The organism is Caballeronia sp. DA-9, from assembly GCF_051615025.1.
In the GTDB taxonomy this organism is placed as follows: Bacteria; Pseudomonadota; Gammaproteobacteria; order Burkholderiales; family Burkholderiaceae; genus Caballeronia; species Caballeronia sordidicola.
Genome location: NZ_CP195132.1, coordinates 17045 through 35477, shown reverse-complemented (window position 1 = coordinate 35477; position 18433 = coordinate 17045). Strand labels below are relative to the sequence as shown.

Annotated in this window: 16 protein-coding genes; 1 reads left to right on the top strand and 15 read right to left on the bottom strand. The window is 52.9% G+C overall.

The genetic code is table 11. From position 1 onward, the window contains the following. Nucleotides 1–156: 156 nt before the first annotated feature. The 6 genes from ACRWA7_RS06435 to purU are packed head-to-tail and all read right to left on the bottom strand — an operon-like array spanning nt 157 to nt 7125. The gene (locus ACRWA7_RS06435) at nt 157–828 is read right to left on the bottom strand and encodes a sarcosine oxidase subunit gamma (RefSeq protein WP_438391942.1); all 672 of its coding nucleotides are present in this window, start codon (nt 826–828) and stop codon (nt 157–159) included. Further along, nucleotides 818–3811: a sarcosine oxidase subunit alpha family protein gene (locus tag ACRWA7_RS06430; protein WP_438391941.1), complete on the bottom strand. Its 2994-nt coding sequence runs from the start codon at nt 3809–3811 to the stop codon at nt 818–820. The genes ACRWA7_RS06435 and ACRWA7_RS06430 overlap by 11 nt, the downstream gene beginning before the upstream one ends. 3 nt (nt 3812–3814) lie before the next feature. Continuing rightward, a complete protein-coding gene (locus ACRWA7_RS06425) occupies nt 3815–4102 on the bottom strand; it encodes a sarcosine oxidase subunit delta (RefSeq protein ID WP_438391940.1) in 288 nt (95 codons plus the stop codon). Between the two features lie 22 nt (nt 4103–4124). Then, a complete protein-coding gene (locus tag ACRWA7_RS06420; protein ID WP_438391939.1) occupies nt 4125–5369 on the bottom strand; it encodes a sarcosine oxidase subunit beta family protein in 1245 nt (414 codons plus the stop codon). 18 nt (nt 5370–5387) lie between these two features. Beyond that, nucleotides 5388–6302 (bottom strand): bifunctional 5,10-methylenetetrahydrofolate dehydrogenase/5,10-methenyltetrahydrofolate cyclohydrolase, encoded by a 915-nt coding sequence (locus tag ACRWA7_RS06415; RefSeq protein ID WP_438391938.1) that lies wholly within the window; start codon nt 6300–6302, stop codon nt 5388–5390. After that, complete coding sequence (gene purU, locus ACRWA7_RS06410; RefSeq protein ID WP_438391937.1) at nt 6277–7125, bottom strand: formyltetrahydrofolate deformylase; 849 nt, start codon at nt 7123–7125, stop codon at nt 6277–6279. Before purU ends, ACRWA7_RS06415 begins: the two co-directional genes overlap by 26 nt. Nucleotides 7126–7237: 112 nt before the next feature. Between purU and ACRWA7_RS06405 the strand changes: the two genes are divergently transcribed. Beyond that, the gene (locus ACRWA7_RS06405) at nt 7238–8275 is read left to right on the top strand and encodes a LysR substrate-binding domain-containing protein (protein WP_438391936.1); all 1038 of its coding nucleotides are present in this window, start codon (nt 7238–7240) and stop codon (nt 8273–8275) included. Nucleotides 8276–8433: 158 nt separating this feature from the next. Here ACRWA7_RS06405 and ACRWA7_RS06400 read toward each other — a convergent pair whose 3' ends face one another. From ACRWA7_RS06400 to ACRWA7_RS06360, 9 genes are all read right to left on the bottom strand, one after another. Beyond that, the gene (locus tag ACRWA7_RS06400) at nt 8434–9447 is read right to left on the bottom strand and encodes a proline racemase family protein (protein WP_438391935.1); all 1014 of its coding nucleotides are present in this window, start codon (nt 9445–9447) and stop codon (nt 8434–8436) included. Between the two features lie 127 nt (nt 9448–9574). Then, nucleotides 9575–10312: an SDR family NAD(P)-dependent oxidoreductase gene (locus tag ACRWA7_RS06395; protein ID WP_438391934.1), complete on the bottom strand. Its 738-nt coding sequence runs from the start codon at nt 10310–10312 to the stop codon at nt 9575–9577. Then, nucleotides 10309–11043, bottom strand: coding sequence for an SDR family NAD(P)-dependent oxidoreductase (locus ACRWA7_RS06390; RefSeq protein WP_438391933.1), 735 nt, complete (start codon nt 11041–11043; stop codon nt 10309–10311). Before ACRWA7_RS06390 ends, ACRWA7_RS06395 begins: the two co-directional genes overlap by 4 nt. A 140-nt stretch (nt 11044–11183) precedes the next feature. Further along, complete coding sequence (gene fdhA / locus ACRWA7_RS06385) at nt 11184–12380, bottom strand: formaldehyde dehydrogenase, glutathione-independent (RefSeq protein WP_438391932.1); 1197 nt, start codon at nt 12378–12380, stop codon at nt 11184–11186. Between the two features lie 45 nt (nt 12381–12425). After that, entirely contained in the window at nt 12426–13655 is a 1230-nt protein-coding gene (locus ACRWA7_RS06380; protein WP_438391931.1) for a M24 family metallopeptidase, read from the bottom strand. A 105-nt stretch (nt 13656–13760) separates the two neighbouring features. Next, the gene (locus ACRWA7_RS06375) at nt 13761–14855 is read right to left on the bottom strand and encodes a 2Fe-2S iron-sulfur cluster-binding protein (protein WP_438391930.1); all 1095 of its coding nucleotides are present in this window, start codon (nt 14853–14855) and stop codon (nt 13761–13763) included. A 186-nt stretch (nt 14856–15041) separates the two neighbouring features. Then, on the bottom strand, nt 15042–15914 hold the full coding sequence (locus ACRWA7_RS06370) for a glycine betaine ABC transporter substrate-binding protein (protein ID WP_438391929.1): 873 nt from the start codon (nt 15912–15914) through the stop codon (nt 15042–15044). Between the two features lie 119 nt (nt 15915–16033). Then, nucleotides 16034–16930: an ABC transporter permease gene (locus ACRWA7_RS06365; RefSeq protein ID WP_438391928.1), complete on the bottom strand. Its 897-nt coding sequence runs from the start codon at nt 16928–16930 to the stop codon at nt 16034–16036. Continuing rightward, nucleotides 16927–18216 (bottom strand): quaternary amine ABC transporter ATP-binding protein, encoded by a 1290-nt coding sequence (locus tag ACRWA7_RS06360; RefSeq protein ID WP_438392823.1) that lies wholly within the window; start codon nt 18214–18216, stop codon nt 16927–16929. The genes ACRWA7_RS06365 and ACRWA7_RS06360 overlap by 4 nt, the downstream gene beginning before the upstream one ends. Nucleotides 18217–18433 lie beyond the last annotated feature (217 nt).

The following is an 18433-nucleotide window of genomic DNA, read 5'->3' as shown; positions in this document are numbered from 1 at the left end:
CAGCAAAACACGCTACTCACTTAATGGATCGACGACCAGATCAGTAGCCGTCTGCGCTAAGAAATCACCACCTTACGACCTTACGCTCAGCACGCAACAAAAATTGAAGTACCAAGAAACCGTACCCGGTTATCGTTGAAAGGCTATCGTCTAAAATTAGCGCCTGCTTTGAGCAAGCAGCGTGTTTGCCGAATCGCGAAGCATCAGCGTGATGTACTCGGCAAAGCTGCGCCGGATTACGATCTCAAAGCTGTCATTGCCGACCGCATAAATCAAAACCGGCGCCTTGAAATAGTGACTTTGGGCGCAGCTTGGTCGAAGAAAGACGCTTTCATGGAGATCGAGCGGGCATCCACGCGACATCGCGTCAACCGCTCCAGAGCCGGACAGATACAACGTTGTATATCCGCTGCTCACATCCACAGCACCGGCGAACATGCCCTCCAGCGCAGTCGACAAGGCATCCTCCATCAAAGATAAGCCGGATGGATTAAGACTTGGCCTATCAGAGCGTACTAGCCACTCGTCGGGCCCCATCCAGGCCACGGAGAATTTCTCGCCATAGTGAACGGTGTTGGCTAATATGGGCGCTGACACGCCCGCGTGGGCAGTAAGGGCTTCCTGAAAAGCCCGATCCGCGCCCTCACCGCGAACGACGACCAGCTCGAGTGCAGCCCTTTGTGCAATCACCAGCATCTCCGAAAGATGGATGTAGTGTGCGTCATGCACGTCGGTGAAGTCAGCGAGAGGAGATCGACTACCAACAGCCGCCATTTGCGTCATCGACTTTAACCAATCTGGCAAAATTGGAAGAATTTCATTCGACATTTTGACGCTCCCCATCCTTATCGTAGAAGACGGTGCTCGTGATTCTTGCGGAGGTAAAGCCCCCATCAGGAAGCGCAATTGTTACGGAATGGCCTAACATGCTCAATCCGTTGCGCACGGTTCCCATTGCGATTGACTTGCCCAAGATTGGGCTCATGTAACTGCTGGTGACGTGTCCAAGAACGGTGTTGCTTGAGGCTTGCGACAGCACAGCACTGCCCTCTGGAAGCACGACATTTGGAGCAACGTGCTCGAGGCCAACCAATTGCTTGCGGTTCGGCGCAGCTGTATCACGGCGACTTAAAGAACGCTTACCTAAGAAATCTTTATTCTTCGCGACCATCCCGCCCATCCCGAGGTCGTCCGGCGTCATCGATCCGTCAGTATCTTGACCGACAATGATGAAGCCTTTCTCGGCGCGAAGTACATGCAATGCTTCTGTCCCGTACGGGGTGATAGCGAATTTTTTGCCGGCGTTCATTATCGCGTCCCACACTTTTTGGCCATGGTTTGCAGGAACGTTCACCTCGTATGCTAGTTCGCCAGAAAAGCTAATTCGCACAACGCGCGCGCGGATATCGGCCACCGTGCCATTTCTATACGCCATAAATGGAAACGCTTCGCGGCTGAAACGGATGTCGCTGCAAACTTCTTGCAGTACTTTACGGCTATCTGGACCAGCAACCACAATCGTCGCCCAGTGGTCGGTTACTGATGTCAGACGGACCTTCATACTTGGCCATTCGGTCTGAAGCCAGAGCTCGAGCCACATCATGACTCCCGCTGCACCACCGGTCGTCGTTGTCATCAGGTAGTGATCCTCCGACAAGCGAACAGTCACTCCATCATCAAAAACCATTCCATTTTCGTTAAGCATGAGTCCATAACGGGCTTTACCTACTTCGAGTTTGCTCCAAGCGTTGGTGTACACCCAATTCAAAAACTCTTTGGCGTCGGGTCCTTGTATGTCAATTTTTCCCAGAGTAGACGCATCCATGACCGCGACGCCTTTTCGCACAGCCAGGCACTCGCGGTGCACCGCGGCATGCAGATCCTCACCGTCGCGCGGGTAGTACCACGGGCGCTTCCATTGACCAACATCTTCAAAGACCGCGCCATGGTCCTCATGCCACTGATGAAAGCACGTTTTGCGCACGGGTTCGAACATCTTGGCGCCGATCTCGCGCCCGACGAAAGCTCCGAACGTTACGGGCGTATAGTTCGGCCGAAAGGTCGTCGTACCGGTTTCTGGTATGGTCTTCCCCAACGCTTCGGCGAGTATGGCCATGCCATTGACGTTTCCGGTTTTACCTTGGTCTGTCCCAAAACCCATTGCGGTGTACCGCTTTACGTGTTCGATCGATTCAAATCCTTCCCGTGCGGCTAGGTAAATGTCCGTCGCGGCAACGTCGTTTTGGAAGTCGACGAACTGCTTAGCGCCATGCGTCGATCGCTCCCTGGACCCAACGATCCACAGCGGCTGTATAGCAAACGCGGTCGTGTCTTCCACTAAAGGAATGAACACAGTCTGCTCAATGGAACCAAACGCCTTCAGACATGCGTTCGCTGCCTGATGGCCCTCTGTCAGCACATCACGCGTGTTAAAGGTACCTCGCGACGAGCCGGCCGAGATTGTTGCCTGCTTGTCGGAACCAGTAATAAAGCATGCGGAGTTGTCGTCCCACTTTGCCCGGCCTCCAGAGTGTGCAAAGAGATGCAAGGCCGGGCTGAAGCCCCCCGAGATGGCAAGCAGGTCACAGTCAATGCTTTTCAACTCGACATCCGAACGACCAGGAAGGTACGCGCCGATCCTCACCGATGAAACACGTTTGTTCCCGCGTGCTTCATGTACGGCCGATCCGTGAATGACCGTAACATTCAAGCGGCCAAAAGCAGGGATTCTGGCAACATGGTCTCGTTGACGCGAGTCGACAACGGTAACCATGGCTCCTGCCTGGCTCAGCGCCAGAGCAGCTTCATACGCAGAGTTGTTGTTGGTGAAAATAACCGCGCGCTTTCCGGGAAGAACCCCGTAGCGACGAATGTACGTCGTGACTGCCGACGCTAACATCACGCCAGGAAGATCGTTGTTTCCAAAGACCAGTGGACGCTCGTGCGCACCGGTTGCGAGAACGACGCGCCTAGCGCGCACCTTCCAAAGCATCTCGCGCGTTCCAGTACGTTGGGCGAGCGGCTTGTGATCGGTGAGTCGCTCCGTAACAGTAACCAGGTTATGGTCCTGATAACCGAATGCTGTCGAGCGCGATAGGACAGTCACGTTAGCCATGCCACGCAACTCAGCTGTAACTATCCGGACCCAGGCGTATGCCGGTTGCCCGTCTAGCTTCTCACGGCTAGCGAGGAACGAGCCACCGAGCAAGGGTTGATCATCAACTAAGATTACACGGACTCCGGCGCGGCCTGCCGTCAGTGCAGCGATAAGACAGGCCGGGCCCCCGCCTACTATAAGAACGTCGCAGTGAGCGAACCGCTTGTCATAGCGGCTGGGGTCCCTCGTGGTCGGCGCGGAGCCTAATCCCGCTGCTGCGCGGATGAGCTTTTCATACTTTGGCCAAAAGCGGCGCGGCCACATGAAGGTTTTGTAGTAGAAGCCTGCAGGGATAAAACGGGCAATCTTCTGGTTGATAGCCAGACGGTCATTCTCGAGCGAAGGAAGCGCGTTGACGCTAACAGCGGACAGATCCTGATAGATTTCCACCTCAGTCGCACGGGCGTTTGGAACTGTGTGTTTGCCGGATTCCAGCTGAACGATCGCGTTTGGCTCCTCGACTCCCGCAGTCAATATTCCCCGCGGACGGTGATATTTCCAGCTTCGGGCAACAAAATGAACGCCATTCGCAAGCAGCGCCGAAGCCAACGTGTCACCCTGAAAACCTTGGTACCGGACACCGTTGAACGTAAAAGATATTGCCTTCGAGCGGTCGATATGGCCGCCATCATTCAAACGAAAGTGCTGTGGCATGGTCTACTCTTTTGCGGTGCCAATCGGCGCATTACCGCCGAAAAGAGAAAAGCTCTTGAACTCGTACGACAAGGTGTCACGGTTCGCCTTGAACCAGCGACGGCATCCCATTGAATGAAACCATTGCTCGTGGGCTTCCCCTCGCGGATTGGTTCGCATAAACAGGTAATCGCCCCACACAAGATCTGTGACCGACTCCGGATTGTCTGGCCGCTGAATACCAGCCTCGCCACCGCAAGCAAACTCAGTTTCTGCTCGCGGGCCGCAGTAAGGACAGTCTATGAGTAGCATGTCGAACTCCAATCTCTCAGGTTCAGTGTGCGACGCCGGCCGCACCGTGTTCATCGACAAGATGACCCGTATAAAACCGGTCAAGGGTGTAGGGAGCCGTGATAACGTTCGGCGTCCCATTCGCGATCAAATGGGCGAAGAGCCATCCAGATCCGGGTGTGCCCTTAAAGCCGCCCGTTCCCCATCCACAATTAAAAAATAGATTTCGGACATCAGTCTTAGTGATGATTGGGCTGGCATCGGGCGAGACATCGACTATGCCTCCCCACTGGCGGTTCATCCGAACACGAGACAGTTCCGGGAACATTTCGATGATTGATGTTACTGTTGATTCGATTGTCTGGAAGCTGCCGCGCTGACCGTAGCCGATGTATTGGTTACGCCCCGCCCCGATCACCAAGTCACCCTTGTCAGACTGGCTAACATAGGCGTGGACTGCATTGGACATGACTACTGTGTTGATAACGGGTTTGATCGGTTCCGACACCAGCGCTTGCAACGGATAACTTTCCAGCGGGAGACGGATCCCAACCATGTTTGCAATTGACGTTGTGTTGCCTGCTGCTGCGACGCCAATTTTTTTGGCGCCAATAAACCCCCGCGTTGTCTCAACTCCCGTCACGCCCCCGGTGGTCTTCCGGATGTTTGTTACTTGGCAGTTTTGTATGATATCAATGCCCAAAGCGTCAGCGGCTCGGGCGAAGCCCCAAGCAACTGCGTCGTGGCGAGCGACGCCGGCACCCTGCTCCAGAACGGCACCCATCACAGGATAGCGGCAGTCTAAATTGACGGTCGGTTCGAGCCTCTTGACATCTTCTCGCGATATAAACTCGGTCTTAATCCCCTTCAAGCGGTTGGTACTGACACGTCGGTGTGCTTCCCGCACTTCCTGGAGCGTATGCACTAAAGTAACAACACCACGCTGACTAAACATCACGTTGTAATTTAAATCTTGGGAAAGGCCCTCCCACAGCTCCATCGACTTCCGGTACAGGGCATTTGATTCGTCCCACAGGTAGCTCGAACGAACAATAGTAGTATTGCGAGCGGTATTGCCCCCACCTATCCAGCCTTTCTCTAATACAGCAATGTTCCGAACACCATGTTCCTTAGCGAGATAGTAAGCCGTTGCTAGACCATGACCACCACCACCGATAATCACCACATCGTAATCTTTTTTTGGACTCGGACTACGCCATTGGCGCTGCCAGTTTTGATGATGGCTTAATCCATTGCGGATTAAACTGAAAATTGAGTATCTCGACATAAGCTTTCTCGACAAAGGTCAGCTAGGAGAGCCACTGCTCTGCGCAGCACGAGCGCCAGTTCTTATTGCGCTGTCCAAGGTATTTCTAAGCAGCATGGCGATCGTCATCGGCCCGACCCCACCTGGAACTGGAGTGATAGCTGCGGCGGTTTGACGAACACACTCAAAATCCACGTCTCCGACGAGTTGCGATTTGCCCGAATCGTCGATCACGCGGTTGATTCCGACGTCGATCACTACTGCGCCAGCTTTGACCCAATCGGCCGTCACAAGCCGTGGAACACCCACTGCAGCGATGACGATGTCGGCATGACGACATATGGATTCCGGCGCGATTGTCTTACTGTGAACAATAGAAACAGAACAATTTTCGGCCAGGAGAAGCGCGGCCACGGGTTTGCCCACGATATTTGATCGGCCAACGACCACTGCATGTTTGCCGCTCAAATTTGAGCCAATAGCCCGCTTGAGCAAGACCATTACACCGAGAGGCGTACACGGGATGAACGCGCCATCGCTATCGCCCACCGCGAGCTTGCCCGCATTGACGTAATGAAACCCATCGACATCCTTTTCAGGATCGATGGCCTCGATCACCTTCTTCTGATCAATGTGCGGCGGCAGCGGCAATTGGACAAGAATCCCGTGCACACTTGCATCGGAATTTAGCTCGCTGATGACACTGATCAACTCGTATTCTCCAGTATCTGGCGGAAGGTTGACTTGGTACGATTGAAAACCACAGTCCTTGGCGCGCGCACTTTTGTTCCGTACGTACACCGAGCTCGCTGGGTCCGATCCGACGAGCACAACCGCAAGGCCCGGAATAATCGAAGATGATTCGACGGCGCTTTTAATGCCCGCGAGAATTTCCTCAGAGATCGCCCTTCCATCAATCAGGGTTGCCTCAGGCGAAGATGATGGTACGGTCATGGTTCAAAAGAATCCGTTGCTCAAGGTGGAGTTTTACAGCGCGGGCGAGTACCTGGCTTTCCGTGTCGCGGCCGATTGCAACCATCGTGTCAGCATCCGCACTGTGGTCGACGCGTCGGACGTCCTGCTCAATGATCGGCCCTTCATCAAGGTCTGCAGTAACGTAGTGCGCAGTCGCGCCGATGAGTTTTACGCCGCGCTTATGGGCTTGATGGTACGGCTTCGCACCTTTAAAGCTGGGCAGGAAAGAATGGTGGATGTTGATCACTCGGCCAGACAGGCGATTTGATAGCTCATCGGTCAATATTTGCATATACCGTGCAAGAATAACCAAATCTACGTTTTTTTCTTCAACCAAATCTAACAGGAAGGCTTCCTGCTCACGTTTGTTATCCGGGGTAACCGGCGAATAATAAAATGGCACCCCTTCATGCTCAGCGCGGCGCCGGAACGTCTCGTGATTGGAAACGATGCCGACTAGCTCCATGGGTAATTGATCGATGCTGTTGCGGTAAAGAAGATCGTTCAGGCAGTGTCCCAGTTGTGACACCATAATGAGCACGCGCGGCTTGACCGTCATATCAAAAAGGTCCCAAGCCATCTCGTAGTGCTCCGCCACCTCGGAGAATTTATCTTTGAATTGCGCGAATTTCATGCCATCGTCTACGCGAAAGCATACCCGCATGAAAAGCAGTTTGGATTGCTTATCGACAAACTGGCCGCACTCGTCGATGAGTCCTCCAACGCTTGCAATGCTTTGACTGACCGCGCTCACGATGCCAAGCTTGTCATTGCAGGAAACTTTGAGCACAACAATTTTCATGGCGAGCTATCCTTGGTGAGCGTAGGTTCCATCATTACCGACTTAGTGGCACGCTGTCTGAATGAACTCCAGATTACAAAACACGCCCACCTTCGACTAGCGATAAAGTGTCATGGGGTATTCTGTGCGGGAATGCCTTCGACCAGGCGAGGTCCGGAAGCCCCCAAGAAAGTGGCATTTTCACAATACAGAGAATGAGGCAGGAATGAGGTCTCAAGACTTAAGAATTTTGAACCGGCTCCCGCCGTTGGAAACAATGGTTTGCTTCCAAGCAGTCGCTCGCTGCGGCAGCTTCACGCGCGCGGCACACGAACTTTCAATAACGCAGAGCGCAGTGAGCAAGCAGATTAAGGCGTTGGAAAGTGCGGTAAATTGCGCTCTTTTTGATCGACATGCCCGAGGGATTGTGCTTAGCGAACAGGGCGAGATGCTGCTAGAAGAGCTTGAACCTGTGCTATTCCGGATGCATCGCATCATCACGCGGATACAGAACCGCGATGGCGCGGAAGCCGTGTCAATCGCGTGCACACAAGCCGTGGCACACTTTTGGTTATTTCCTCGTGTAGCGCGGTTCAACCAAAGCCACCCCCAGATTGCAGTCAACATTATTTCGTCCAATTCAATCAATGAGCGGACATGTTCCGACAGTGACTTCGGCATTCTATATGGCGACGGCGACTGGACGACACTTGACTCGACGCCGCTGTTTCCCGAGTTGGTCTATCCGATATGCAGCACGTCTCTGACTCTTCCGTCGCCTGAGACGCCCTCCGACCTTGTGGGGTTGCCGCTCATCCAACTCGACTCACGTGCATGGGACTGCATGGACTGGCGGGACTGGTTCAGACATTTTGACATTGACTACGCCCCCTCACGTAACACGCTGACATTCAATCAAGTCACGCTCGTTTTCAGCGCAGCTTTGAAACGCTTGGGGGTCGGCCTGGGATGGGAATATATGGCCCGGCAGGCCATCGAAGCCGGGGAGCTATACCGGCTCGGAAATTTTGTCTGTGAAACAGGCCGTTGGGATTACCTCGTCAACTCCAAATATCGTCCCCTATCCGAAGCAGCCAGAATTTTCAGGGATTGGATCGTCAACTCAGCTACCTCGACCGATTGGATGGATCTACGAACCCCTGCTGCGTAACACTGACTGATGGTAGGTTTCCGTATATTGATCGAACACACATTTGCAACGCGGTTGGTAATTGCAGTGTGCTCGCAACGCACCGAACTGAGTGCCGCGAAGGATCCCAGATTTGCGTTAAGGTTCCGCTTCAATTCGCAAGCACGCCGATAGCCCCTCTATGCATCAATGTCGGGTCCCCATATATCCGAAAGCGCGTAACCCGTCTGATAAGGGTCGCTTTGATGGGCCCAATACCGTTCGTTCGAGTACACCCACGCTCTGCCGGCAATTTCGTGTGTTATCCCGGCGCTGCCAGATGTGAGGATTCGGCAATCGAACTTTCCGTCCACGAGGCTGTGAAATACCACCTTTTCATTAACTGCACACTGACCTCGAGACAACATAACCGCGAGCCGAGCGCCGCTGCCGGTTCCACAAGGTGAACGATCAATCCGCCCAGGGTGAATTATGTTGCAGTTGATCAGTCTTCCGCCTGACTCCCCGACAAACATGACGTACTCTATTCTTCTCACAGCAATGTCGCTTCGCGCCTGAAGCTGGATTTGATGTGTGGCAGCTTTCTTAATGCTGGAAGCTAAATCAACAAGGTTTCGAGCGTACTCTCTGCGCAGCGGCACTTTTAACTGAGCAGCATCGACCAATACGAAGTAGCAGCCGCCGTAAGCGACATCAACAATGATGTCCCCGATCCCCGGGACGGAAAGCTTCACGTCCAGTTCCTCGACGAAGCTTGTTGTCATCTGAACGGCAACGCTCTCGCACTTCCCGTCGCGACATTGAGCAATCGCTTTAACAAGACCAGCAGGCGTTTCTATCGACAATACGGTTTCCTGGCCTGCCATCGCAACCCTCCCGGTTTCAAGTACGGCAGTTGCAACGCAAATACAGTTTGAACCTGAGATCGCATGCGCTCCGTCTGGTTGCAGCGGAATAAAAGCCACGTCAGCCCGCTTGTCAACCGGCGTCATCAAAAGGTTGACTGTCATGTTCGCCGAGCCTCGAGGCTCGAACAGTGCAAATCGCACAATAGTATTGTCGACGTGGTTCAAATAGTTCATCCGCTCTAAAAGCGTATCGCCAGGTATGGCGGGAGCGCCCCCCATGAGGACTCTTCCAATTTCCCCCTCGGCGTGTACTCCGACCACTTCGATCTCGATGCGATTTTCCATATGTACAGTAACCTTCCTTTTATAACAACAGAGCCGACGTCGATCCGCCCCTAGCCCGCGCGACCGTCACCGAGTGACCGAAGTAGTCGATAAAGGTGACGGTAGAGCGGTGCAGCCCGCTATCTCCTCAAAGCGGCAAGCTCAACTTTGCCATGCGACCGCCGTCGACCGTCCAAACTTGCCCGGTAACAAAGGATGCCTCTTGGGACCCGAGCCACGCGACAAGATTAGCAACCTCTTCAGGTGTGCCAGTGCGCCCGATTGGATGAATTTTTCCAATGCTTTTACGGAAGGCGACAGGATCCGACATACTCTCAATGAATTCATTGTTGAGGTCAGTATCAATCCAGCCCGGGGCCACGGCGTTGCAGCGGACGCCTTGACTGCTGTGATCGACTGCCACCCCTCTTGTCAGACCGTGTAAGCCCGCTTTCGAGGCGCCGTATGCCGCGTGCAATGGATTTGATCCAAGTCCTTCGACAGACCCAATATTGACGATCGCCCCTCTCACCTTGCGCAGATGCGGTAACGCAGCGGCAATCAGCATGAATGGGGTCGTTAAATTTACATTCAGCGTGCGTTCCCATTCAACGAGGCTCATATCCTCAAGAAGTACTTCTTGAACCATCCCCGCATTGTTGACCAATAGATCTAGTCGGCCGGCTTTGTCGATTACGTGTTGGACGACCGCGGGGGCGTCGCCGGGCTTGGTGAAGTCGGCAACGACGCTTTCAAAATCGCGATCTTCTCCTCGTTGCGCCGTGAAAACACGCGCGCCTTCGTGCCTTAGTCTGGTCGCAATGGCCTTCCCTATACCACTCCGGCCGCCCGTTACGAGCGCGATTTTCTCGTGATATCGTGTCATGCTACTGGCTTCCCCCCAGTCACATCGACGAGCGCACCGCACATATAGCGAGCCGCGTCCGATGCTAAAAATAAGATAACGTCAGCGATGTCTTCGGGCTCTGCAATCCGTCCGAGAGGGACGGTCTTACCAAGTTCCGAAACGGCGGTATCTGGATCAAACCCACGTTTTACGAAGCCCGTTCGCAACATGGGCGTGTTCACCTCACCCGGACAAACCGCATTAATGCGGATCTGCTGTTTGGCATGATCCATTCCCATACACTGCGTCAGCGAGGCGACCGCTGCCTTGGTCATGCAATAGAGCGCGTGATTAGGTCCGGGGTTGACACCCCAACTGGAAGACACATTGACTATGGCTCCGCCGCCCCTTTCGGCCATCAGCGGAATAGCAGCACGGCAGATCCGAAAAGGCGCCTCAACGTTCACACCGATAGAAAGCGACCAATCAGCGTCCGACGTCTCAGTCACCGGTCCGCGCGTGATCACACCCGCGTTATTGATTACAACATCAAGGCCGCCAAGCGCTAGCAGCGCGGCCTTCGGTAACCCATCAGCGTACGCCGGATCTCGTAAGTCACCCTCCAACAGAACATCCGCGTCAATATCCTGTAGGCGGCGATCCGCAACAGCGATTTTGGCGCCTTCAGCTCGTAGTCGCTGGACTAACGCTCCGCCGATCCCACCCGCCGCACCTGTTATAAGCACAGCCTTTCCTTTGAATCTGTCCATAACCATTTCGCTCCTTACATGTTCAGTTGCAATTTAAAAACATGCAGGAAGTTCGACAACCCGCGAGTATGATCACGTATGCCAACACTTCCTACTCAAGAACTGTGGTCCTCGAACCCTAATCACATTCCAACTAAGCCCTATCTTTTCAGGCTATTGTGCGGGTCGATGACAAACTTCTTCGGTATGCCTGAATCAAATTCGGCGTAGCCCTTTGGCGCTTCATCAAGTCCGATCACCGTGGCGTTCACGACCTCCGCGATGTTCAATCGGTCCCAGAGAATCGCTCGCATCAAATTCCGGTTGTACTTCATGACGGGCGTTTGCCCGGTAAAAAACGAATGGGATTTGGCCCAACCAAGCCCCAAGCGGACAGATAAGCTTCCTTTTTTTGCCGCGTCATCAGCCGCACCCGGGTCGTCGGTGACATAGAGTCCCGGAATGCCAATGCCACCAGCGACACGGGTGACTTCCATCAGGGAATTCAGTACCGTGGCTGGCGCCTCGACCTGAGATCCAGAATGTCCATGGCCCCGGGCCTCGAAGCCGACACAATCAATCGCACAATCGACTTCAGGCTCTCCCAGCAACGCTGCAATCTGCTCCGCGAGTGACGCGTCTTGTGAAAGGTCCACCGTCTCAAAACCGACACGACGAGCGTGTTCTAGCCGCGTTGGATTCACGTCGCCGACAATGGTGACCGCTGCACCCAGAAGGCGCGCTGAAGCGGCCGCGGCCATGCCAACCGGCCCGGCCCCTGCCACATACACTGTTGCGCCCGGCTTTACGCCGGCGGTCACTGCGCCGTGGTAACCCGTTGGGAGAATGTCTGAAAGACAAGTGAGATCTAGAATCCTATCCATTGCCCGATCGCGGTCGGGGAATTTGAGAAGGTTAAAATCGGCGAATGGAACCATGACATATTCAGCTTGACCTCCGATCCATCCACCCATGTCCACATATCCGTAGGCGCCACCAGGACGTGCGGGATTCACAGTCAAACAGACGCCTGTGTTTTGTGCCTTGCACATCGGACAGCGTCCACAAGCAACATTAAAGGGAACAGAAACCAGATCGCCCTTTTGAAAGGTCAAGACATCGGTGCCTACTTCGATCACTTCGCCCGTAATTTCATGGCCCAAAACAAGACCCGCAGCGGCCGTTGTCCTTCCTCGGACCATGTGTTGATCGGAGCCACAAATATTTGTGGTCACAACACGAAGGATTACGCCGTGATTCGCTTTTCGCCCGTGTGGATCGACTAGCTCCGGAAATGGGATCGCTCGCACTTCCACCTCTCCCGGTCTTACATAAACAACGCCTCTATTTCCTGACATAGCTCCTCCGATCGATCTAAAATATTTAACGCAAAATTCCGTTTTTTAAAGCCAATCCATTTCGAATTCTGTAGAGGTAAGTGGCACGCATCCATCGTCGGTAAGCACAACCTGCTGCTCCAACTTAACGCCTTGTGTGCCCCCTTCAGCGCCAATGTAGCTTTCAACACACAAGGTCATTCCCGACCTGAACACACCATCGTAACCGGCAGTCGTCCAGTCAACCTGGTGCGAAATCGACGGATATTCGTCAACCATGCCAATACCGTGTGCAATGCAGCTATAACGGTTTTTCAGGTAAAGATCAGGAATTTTCCATGACTTTTCGGAGTACTCACTAAATGACATACCGGGACGCAACAAATCCATGTTGAAATGAACTTGTTCGAACGCGGTGCTGTAGAGTCTGCGCTGCTCGTCCGTCGGCTTTGTTTCGTCGACCGTCCAAGTTCTTGAAATGTCAGAACAGTAGCCATTTGGCCCAATCATATCTGTGTCGAAAGCTAGAAGGTCTCCTTTTTGCAAAACGCGTGAGGAGCATTCATGCATCCAGGGGTTAGTCCTATCGCCGGAAGCCAAAAGTCGAGTCTCGATCCATTCACCCCCGTGCTTGATGTTTTCGTAGTGAAGATTTGCCCAGAGCTCCTGTTCGGTAATTCCCGATCGCATTTCCCGCCTCATACGCTCAATGCCTTTCTCAGCTGCGCGAAGCGACTCATTCATCAGAACGATTTCTTCCGGGGACTTGATCAGCCGCGCCATCTCCATCATGGCTTGTCCATCGAGGAGCGTGATTCCTTTGCTCGCCAGATACGACGTCCCCATTGGATCGAGCCGATCGACCGCCAGCCTCGATTCACCGGGGACGCGATCCCGCATTACATTGACGATTTCGGCACCCCACGTTGCGCACCTGCTCTCGACCTCATGGCCGGCCGAGAAAAAGATCCAACTGACCGCGCTTCGCAGTTCCAAGTCTAGATCTACGCCATCCCAGACGTGTTCGCAGCTATGTAACTCCCAGCTAATCACCGTCCCATCCGCAAAGACCATGACATATCTTGACGGATTACGCACTGTCCAAATCTGCATATTGGACGTATCGGTGGCGTATCGAATGTTGACAGGGTCGTAAAGCAGGATCGCGGGGCAATTGCTGATCTTCAACTGTTCAATCACCCGCGCAAGGCGGTAAGACCGAACGTCAGAGACGGTTTGTTCCGTGCGGGCGTACGTCTTTACTGCCTTTGCATCGATTGATTCGATTTTGGACATGACTACACTTTTACTTAGAAGCGTGGAGGGGATTATCACAGCGGTTCACCGTGACTCGAAATCGCCAAAAAACGATCTGGGTGATACGAAGAGCACGCGACATCCTTATAGATCGAGTACCAAATTGGACGTTGGGCGACTACAGCAGAGCAGACGCAATCCCTTTTGAATTTCCCGTTCCCGAATACCACCGTTATGGTTCATGTCGACCGACCCCTCGAGCAATCTCGATTTGCATGTGCCACATACGCCTTGGCTGCAAGAAGAAGCTATTGCAACACCAGCCTTTTTGAGTGCTGAAAGGACCGTATCCGACGCATCCATATCGAACGTCTTTCCCGATTTTGCTAACTTGACGGTAAAGGTATTTTTTGGGGCATTCGCCTCCGGCAACAACGTCGGATCAAGGGCGACACCGGCGGTTATATCAAAGCTTTCCTGATGATACTTAGTAGGATCGTGAGATCCTACTCTCAGGATCTCGCGCACTGAGTGCATATATGGCGCGGGGCCGCATGTAAATGCTTCCCGGTCCTTATAATCCGGCACCCTGTCGGAAAGCATCTCGAGGCTAAGTCGTCCAATCCCGCCCTCCCAAGAGCCGGCATCGTCGACTCCTTCGCAAACAAAGAAAATCTTAAACTTTGGTAAAAGCTGGCTTAACCGGAGCAGTTCGTCTCGAAACACAATATCGGCGGGCGTGCGTGCGCTATGTACAAAAGCAATGTCTATCTCAGATCCAAGGTCAAAACTCGCTCGACTCATCGACATGAGCGGCGTTATTCCTGAGCCGGCCGACAGATAGAGCAGCTTAGGTGCCGACGACGCGGTCGAGGTGAACGAGCCAGAGGGGCCGTACGCGCGAAGTGCTTTGCCCGGCCGGATGGTGTCATGGATCCAGTTTGAAAATACACCGTCGGGTACACGTTTAACCGTAATTGAGACAACGAATGGCCGCGTCGGCGGAGAAGAAATCGTATAGCACCTTTCAAGTGTCTGTCCATTCACGCTTGCTGAAACGGTTAAAAATTGCCCAGGCTCAAATCTCACGGGACGTCCATCCTCCGTCACAAAAGAGAACGTAACGACGTCGTGCGTCTCAGCTTCAACTCGACAGCAAATTAGATCCTGCTGCTCAGAGCTCGGCCAGTTGCGGGCACCGCTTTCCCAAGTTGAAATGTTAGAGAACCGGTCGCTCATCTATACCACCCCCAAATATCTTTCTTGATCCAGAGCGCGACAGGACTAAATCCAACGATAGCTCGCTTTGCTCACAAAACCGTTTCGCTGACGAACCCATCAGGTTCGTCAGCATTGCGAACGACTACGCAAACACTTTTTTATCTTTTAACGTAATGCAGCACTTGATCAAACAGCTTCGGTACATCATTGCTGCAGCCAAGCCTTTACTTTTTCTGGGTGCGCATCGACAAAGTGCTTTGCAGCAGTCGCGAAATCCTTCGTCTGAGACCCCTCTTCTTCGACCGCGGCAATATCGGCAAGGCTTAGTTTGAAGTGTTGAAGGAAGACATTCGCCCTTGGAAACTTCGTAGCCAACTGTTTCGATTCCATAATATGAGCTTGCTCTTGTCCGCCAAGCGAGCCCTTCGGGTCCTTAAGAAACCGCATGTCTAGTTTTTTCCAGATCCAGTGTGGTGTCCAAAAGGTAATAACGGTCCATGACTTCGTTTGCTCAGCTCGCGTAATTGTGGCAAGTGCTCCAGCCTCGCTCGAGGATTGCAGGTTGTACCCCACTAGGTTGTAATCTTTGAGCGCTTTTTCCGATGCCTGCATGATGCCGCTACCTGGTTCAATGCCCTGAATCGTGGCGTTCAACTTGCTTTTTACTTCGGGTTTGTTCAGGTCCGATATAGAAGACAATTCGTTTTCGGGAATATAACTAGGCACCACCCAACCGTTTTGAGCGCCCGAGAAGACAATGCCTGCATCGACCAAGTCATTTTTGTATTTGGAAACGTACGTTCCGTGTGTAAGCGGGAGCCACGCGCCCAAAAAAACGTCAAGATCACCGCGTGCAACGCCTTGGAAAACGATGCCGATATCTGCCTGCACAATTTCGACAGGTTGGTTAAGTTTAGTTTCGAGGACGTATTTAGCGACGTTTGTCAGCGTCAGATCGTCGATCCAGCTCGGAGTGCCAATCTTCAGCGGCTCGGCCGCTCCACCAGACAGCGAGATTGCGCTCAGTGTCATGACAATGCCGAGCTTCCCTATGATCCTGATCAGATTTGCTTTCATTTGTACTCCTATGTGAAAAGATTGGTACCAGGGCTCCTAATTCGTCGACAAGAGATGAAGTGACGAATAATTCGTAGGAGGCAGTCGATTAACTTTCTGATATTGCCAACGTTGTTTAACTATGCGGTACCATCAGCACCACGTTTAGTCGAAGACATATTCACCGACTTCGCTGCTCTGCGTGGCTTTTTGGTCTTTGCACCGAAGCTTTCTGTTAGACGATCTAAAACAATGGCAAGCAACACTACGCCAAGGCCACCCTCAAACCCGATTCCAATGTCAAGGCGCTGAATACCGTTCAGCACGTATTCTCCAAGCCCGCCAGCCCCGATCATTGAAGCAACCACGACCATTGACAGTGACATCATTATTGTTTGGTTCACGCCCGCCATGATAGATGGAAGAGCATTTGGAAGCTGGATCTTCCACAGAAGTTGAGCATCGGTGCTGCCGAACGCGCGACCTGCTTCCAATAACTCGTCGCGTACCTGTTTGATGCCTAAATTTGTCAAGCGGACCACTGGTGGCATCGCGAATATAACCGTTGCGATAACCGCGGGCACTCGTCCAAGGCCAAACAGGATAACCGCAGGAATTAGATACACGAATGCAGGCATCGTTTGCATGAAATCCAAAAGCGATCGGAGAACAATGTCAACCCGCCTATTATTCGCCCCCCATATTCCCAAAGGAATTCCAATGACCAGGCTGAAGAGCGTCGCGGATAGGACAAGTGCGAGGGTCGTTACAGTTTGTGCCCAAAGGCCCATATAAGCAATCGTGGAAAGTGCAGCTCCAACAAATAGCGAAAGGATAGGCCCGCGACGCCATAGTGCAACAGCCATCAAAGCGATAACCACGACTAAGAAGGGAATTGTCCCTATCGCAATCTCTACAAACTTAACGACTGCTCCAAGCACGAAAGCGAACGCATCGAACCCGCCACGAAAGTGCTGAAAAAGAAAATCTACTAGGTTCTCGGCGAACCTTCCGAATATCGAAGACGACCCATTCATGATGCTCTCCTCTCTAGGACCTGCTTAAGAATCGTCCGGCAGGAAACAACACCAGCTAATTTTCCGTCTCCATCTACTACCGGTACATCGTGATCTCTTGCAAGGGCAGCCGTCGCAAGCTCGTGCAAGTTCGTTTCGTGTGTCACCGCGTGCAGGTCTGGATGTAAAGCGTCCCGAACGCTTCCGTTTCTCCCAGCCTTATGCAGTCTTTCGAGTGTCACGCATCCTAAAAAATGTCCATCTCCATCACACACGTAAGCACAGTCGACGTTCCAATCGATCAGTGACGTCAAATACTGCTGTGAAGACGCTGCGACGTCACAACGGATAACTTCTCTGGGCGGTTCCATAAGAGTAGAAGCAGTAAGGAATCGCGAGACGTCAACGTTTCGGAAGAAGTCACGAACATAGTCGTCCGCGGGAGTCTGAATAAGCTGAGCGGGTGTGCCCACCTGGATAAGACGGCCATCCTTCATGATCCCGATGCGGCCTCCGATCTTCATCGCCTCTTCGATATCGTGGGAGATAAACACGATCGTGCGCTCTTCTTCTTTCTGGAGACGCAGCAGCTCGTTTTGCATTTCGAATCGGATTAAGGGGTCCAACGCGGAAAATGCTTCGTCCATCAAGAGCAGGGAAGGATTTACAGCAAGTGCACGAGCCAGACCCACACGTTGCTGCATGCCACCCGAAAGCTCACTTGGGAGCAGCTTTTCATATGATCCAAGACCCACGCGCTCCAGCACCGCTCGCGCGGTCTTGTAGCGTTCGGGTCTCTTTTTTCCAGACACTTCGAGCCCGTATGCGATGTTGTCGAGCACGGTTCGGTTCGGTAACAAGGCGAACGACTGAAAGACCATTGCCATCTTCTTGCGCCTGACATCGCGGAGCTCGTCCGTCGACATGGGTGCTATATCTCGGCCCTCAAGAATAACGCTACCGCTCGTAGGCTCGATCAGCCTATTTAACAAGCGCACAAGCGTAGACTTTCCAGACCCAGATAAGCCCATGATGACGAAAATTTCGCCGGCGTGCACGCTTAAGCTAACGTTATCAACAGCCACCATGTTCCCAGTAACTTCGAAAATCTCGTCGCGACCACAGCCCTGAGACATCATCTGGGCAGCACGCGCGGACTGGGTGCCAAAGATCTTGGACAGATTTTTGACTTGTAAGATATCGTTGGATAAAGCTCCATTTGCTTTACGACTGACCACGGGCGAAGAATCATGAATATGATTCAGTTGTCCCAAAGGCGCTGGTACGGCGGTCACGTTAGGTGTCATCTGGCGTTCCTTCTTTTTCAAGCAATCGGCACTGCGTTATCGCGAGCAAAAAAAATTGATCGTTTAGGGCGTACTTCTGGTCAGCTGTTTTTAGGACGACTTCACACAAAACACATCCCTCTGTTGCCAACACTTGAGCTGCAACAGAAAATGGTAGACCGCTAGATCACGTACGACCGCCAACTAAACGGCAGCTAACGCATCGGGCCGCCTTACA

Bases quoted from the DNA above. Each gene is read 5' to 3' on its own strand.
- ACRWA7_RS06390 (WP_438391933.1), bottom strand. From the start codon at position 11,043: ATGGACAGATTCAAAGGAAAGGCTGTGCTTATAACAGGTGCGGCGGGT.
- ACRWA7_RS06405 (WP_438391936.1), top strand. From the start codon at position 7,238: ATGGGGTATTCTGTGCGGGAATGCCTTCGACCAGGCGAGGTCCGGAAG.
- ACRWA7_RS06380 (WP_438391931.1), bottom strand. From the start codon at position 13,655: ATGTCCAAAATCGAATCAATCGATGCAAAGGCAGTAAAGACGTACGCC.
- purU (WP_438391937.1), bottom strand. From the start codon at position 7,125: ATGAAAATTGTTGTGCTCAAAGTTTCCTGCAATGACAAGCTTGGCATC.
- ACRWA7_RS06400 (WP_438391935.1), bottom strand. From the start codon at position 9,447: ATGGAAAATCGCATCGAGATCGAAGTGGTCGGAGTACACGCCGAGGGG.
- ACRWA7_RS06435 (WP_438391942.1), bottom strand. From the start codon at position 828: ATGTCGAATGAAATTCTTCCAATTTTGCCAGATTGGTTAAAGTCGATG.
- ACRWA7_RS06415 (WP_438391938.1), bottom strand. From the start codon at position 6,302: ATGACCGTACCATCATCTTCGCCTGAGGCAACCCTGATTGATGGAAGG.
- ACRWA7_RS06430 (WP_438391941.1), bottom strand. From the start codon at position 3,811: ATGCCACAGCACTTTCGTTTGAATGATGGCGGCCATATCGACCGCTCG.
- ACRWA7_RS06360 (WP_438392823.1), bottom strand. From the start codon at position 18,216: ATGACACCTAACGTGACCGCCGTACCAGCGCCTTTGGGACAACTGAAT.
- ACRWA7_RS06395 (WP_438391934.1), bottom strand. From the start codon at position 10,312: ATGACACGATATCACGAGAAAATCGCGCTCGTAACGGGCGGCCGGAGT.
- ACRWA7_RS06365 (WP_438391928.1), bottom strand. From the start codon at position 16,930: ATGAATGGGTCGTCTTCGATATTCGGAAGGTTCGCCGAGAACCTAGTA.
- ACRWA7_RS06420 (WP_438391939.1), bottom strand. From the start codon at position 5,369: ATGTCGAGATACTCAATTTTCAGTTTAATCCGCAATGGATTAAGCCAT.
- ACRWA7_RS06425 (WP_438391940.1), bottom strand. From the start codon at position 4,102: ATGCTACTCATAGACTGTCCTTACTGCGGCCCGCGAGCAGAAACTGAG.
- ACRWA7_RS06375 (WP_438391930.1), bottom strand. From the start codon at position 14,855: ATGAGCGACCGGTTCTCTAACATTTCAACTTGGGAAAGCGGTGCCCGC.
- fdhA (WP_438391932.1), bottom strand. From the start codon at position 12,380: ATGTCAGGAAATAGAGGCGTTGTTTATGTAAGACCGGGAGAGGTGGAA.
- ACRWA7_RS06370 (WP_438391929.1), bottom strand. From the start codon at position 15,914: ATGAAAGCAAATCTGATCAGGATCATAGGGAAGCTCGGCATTGTCATG.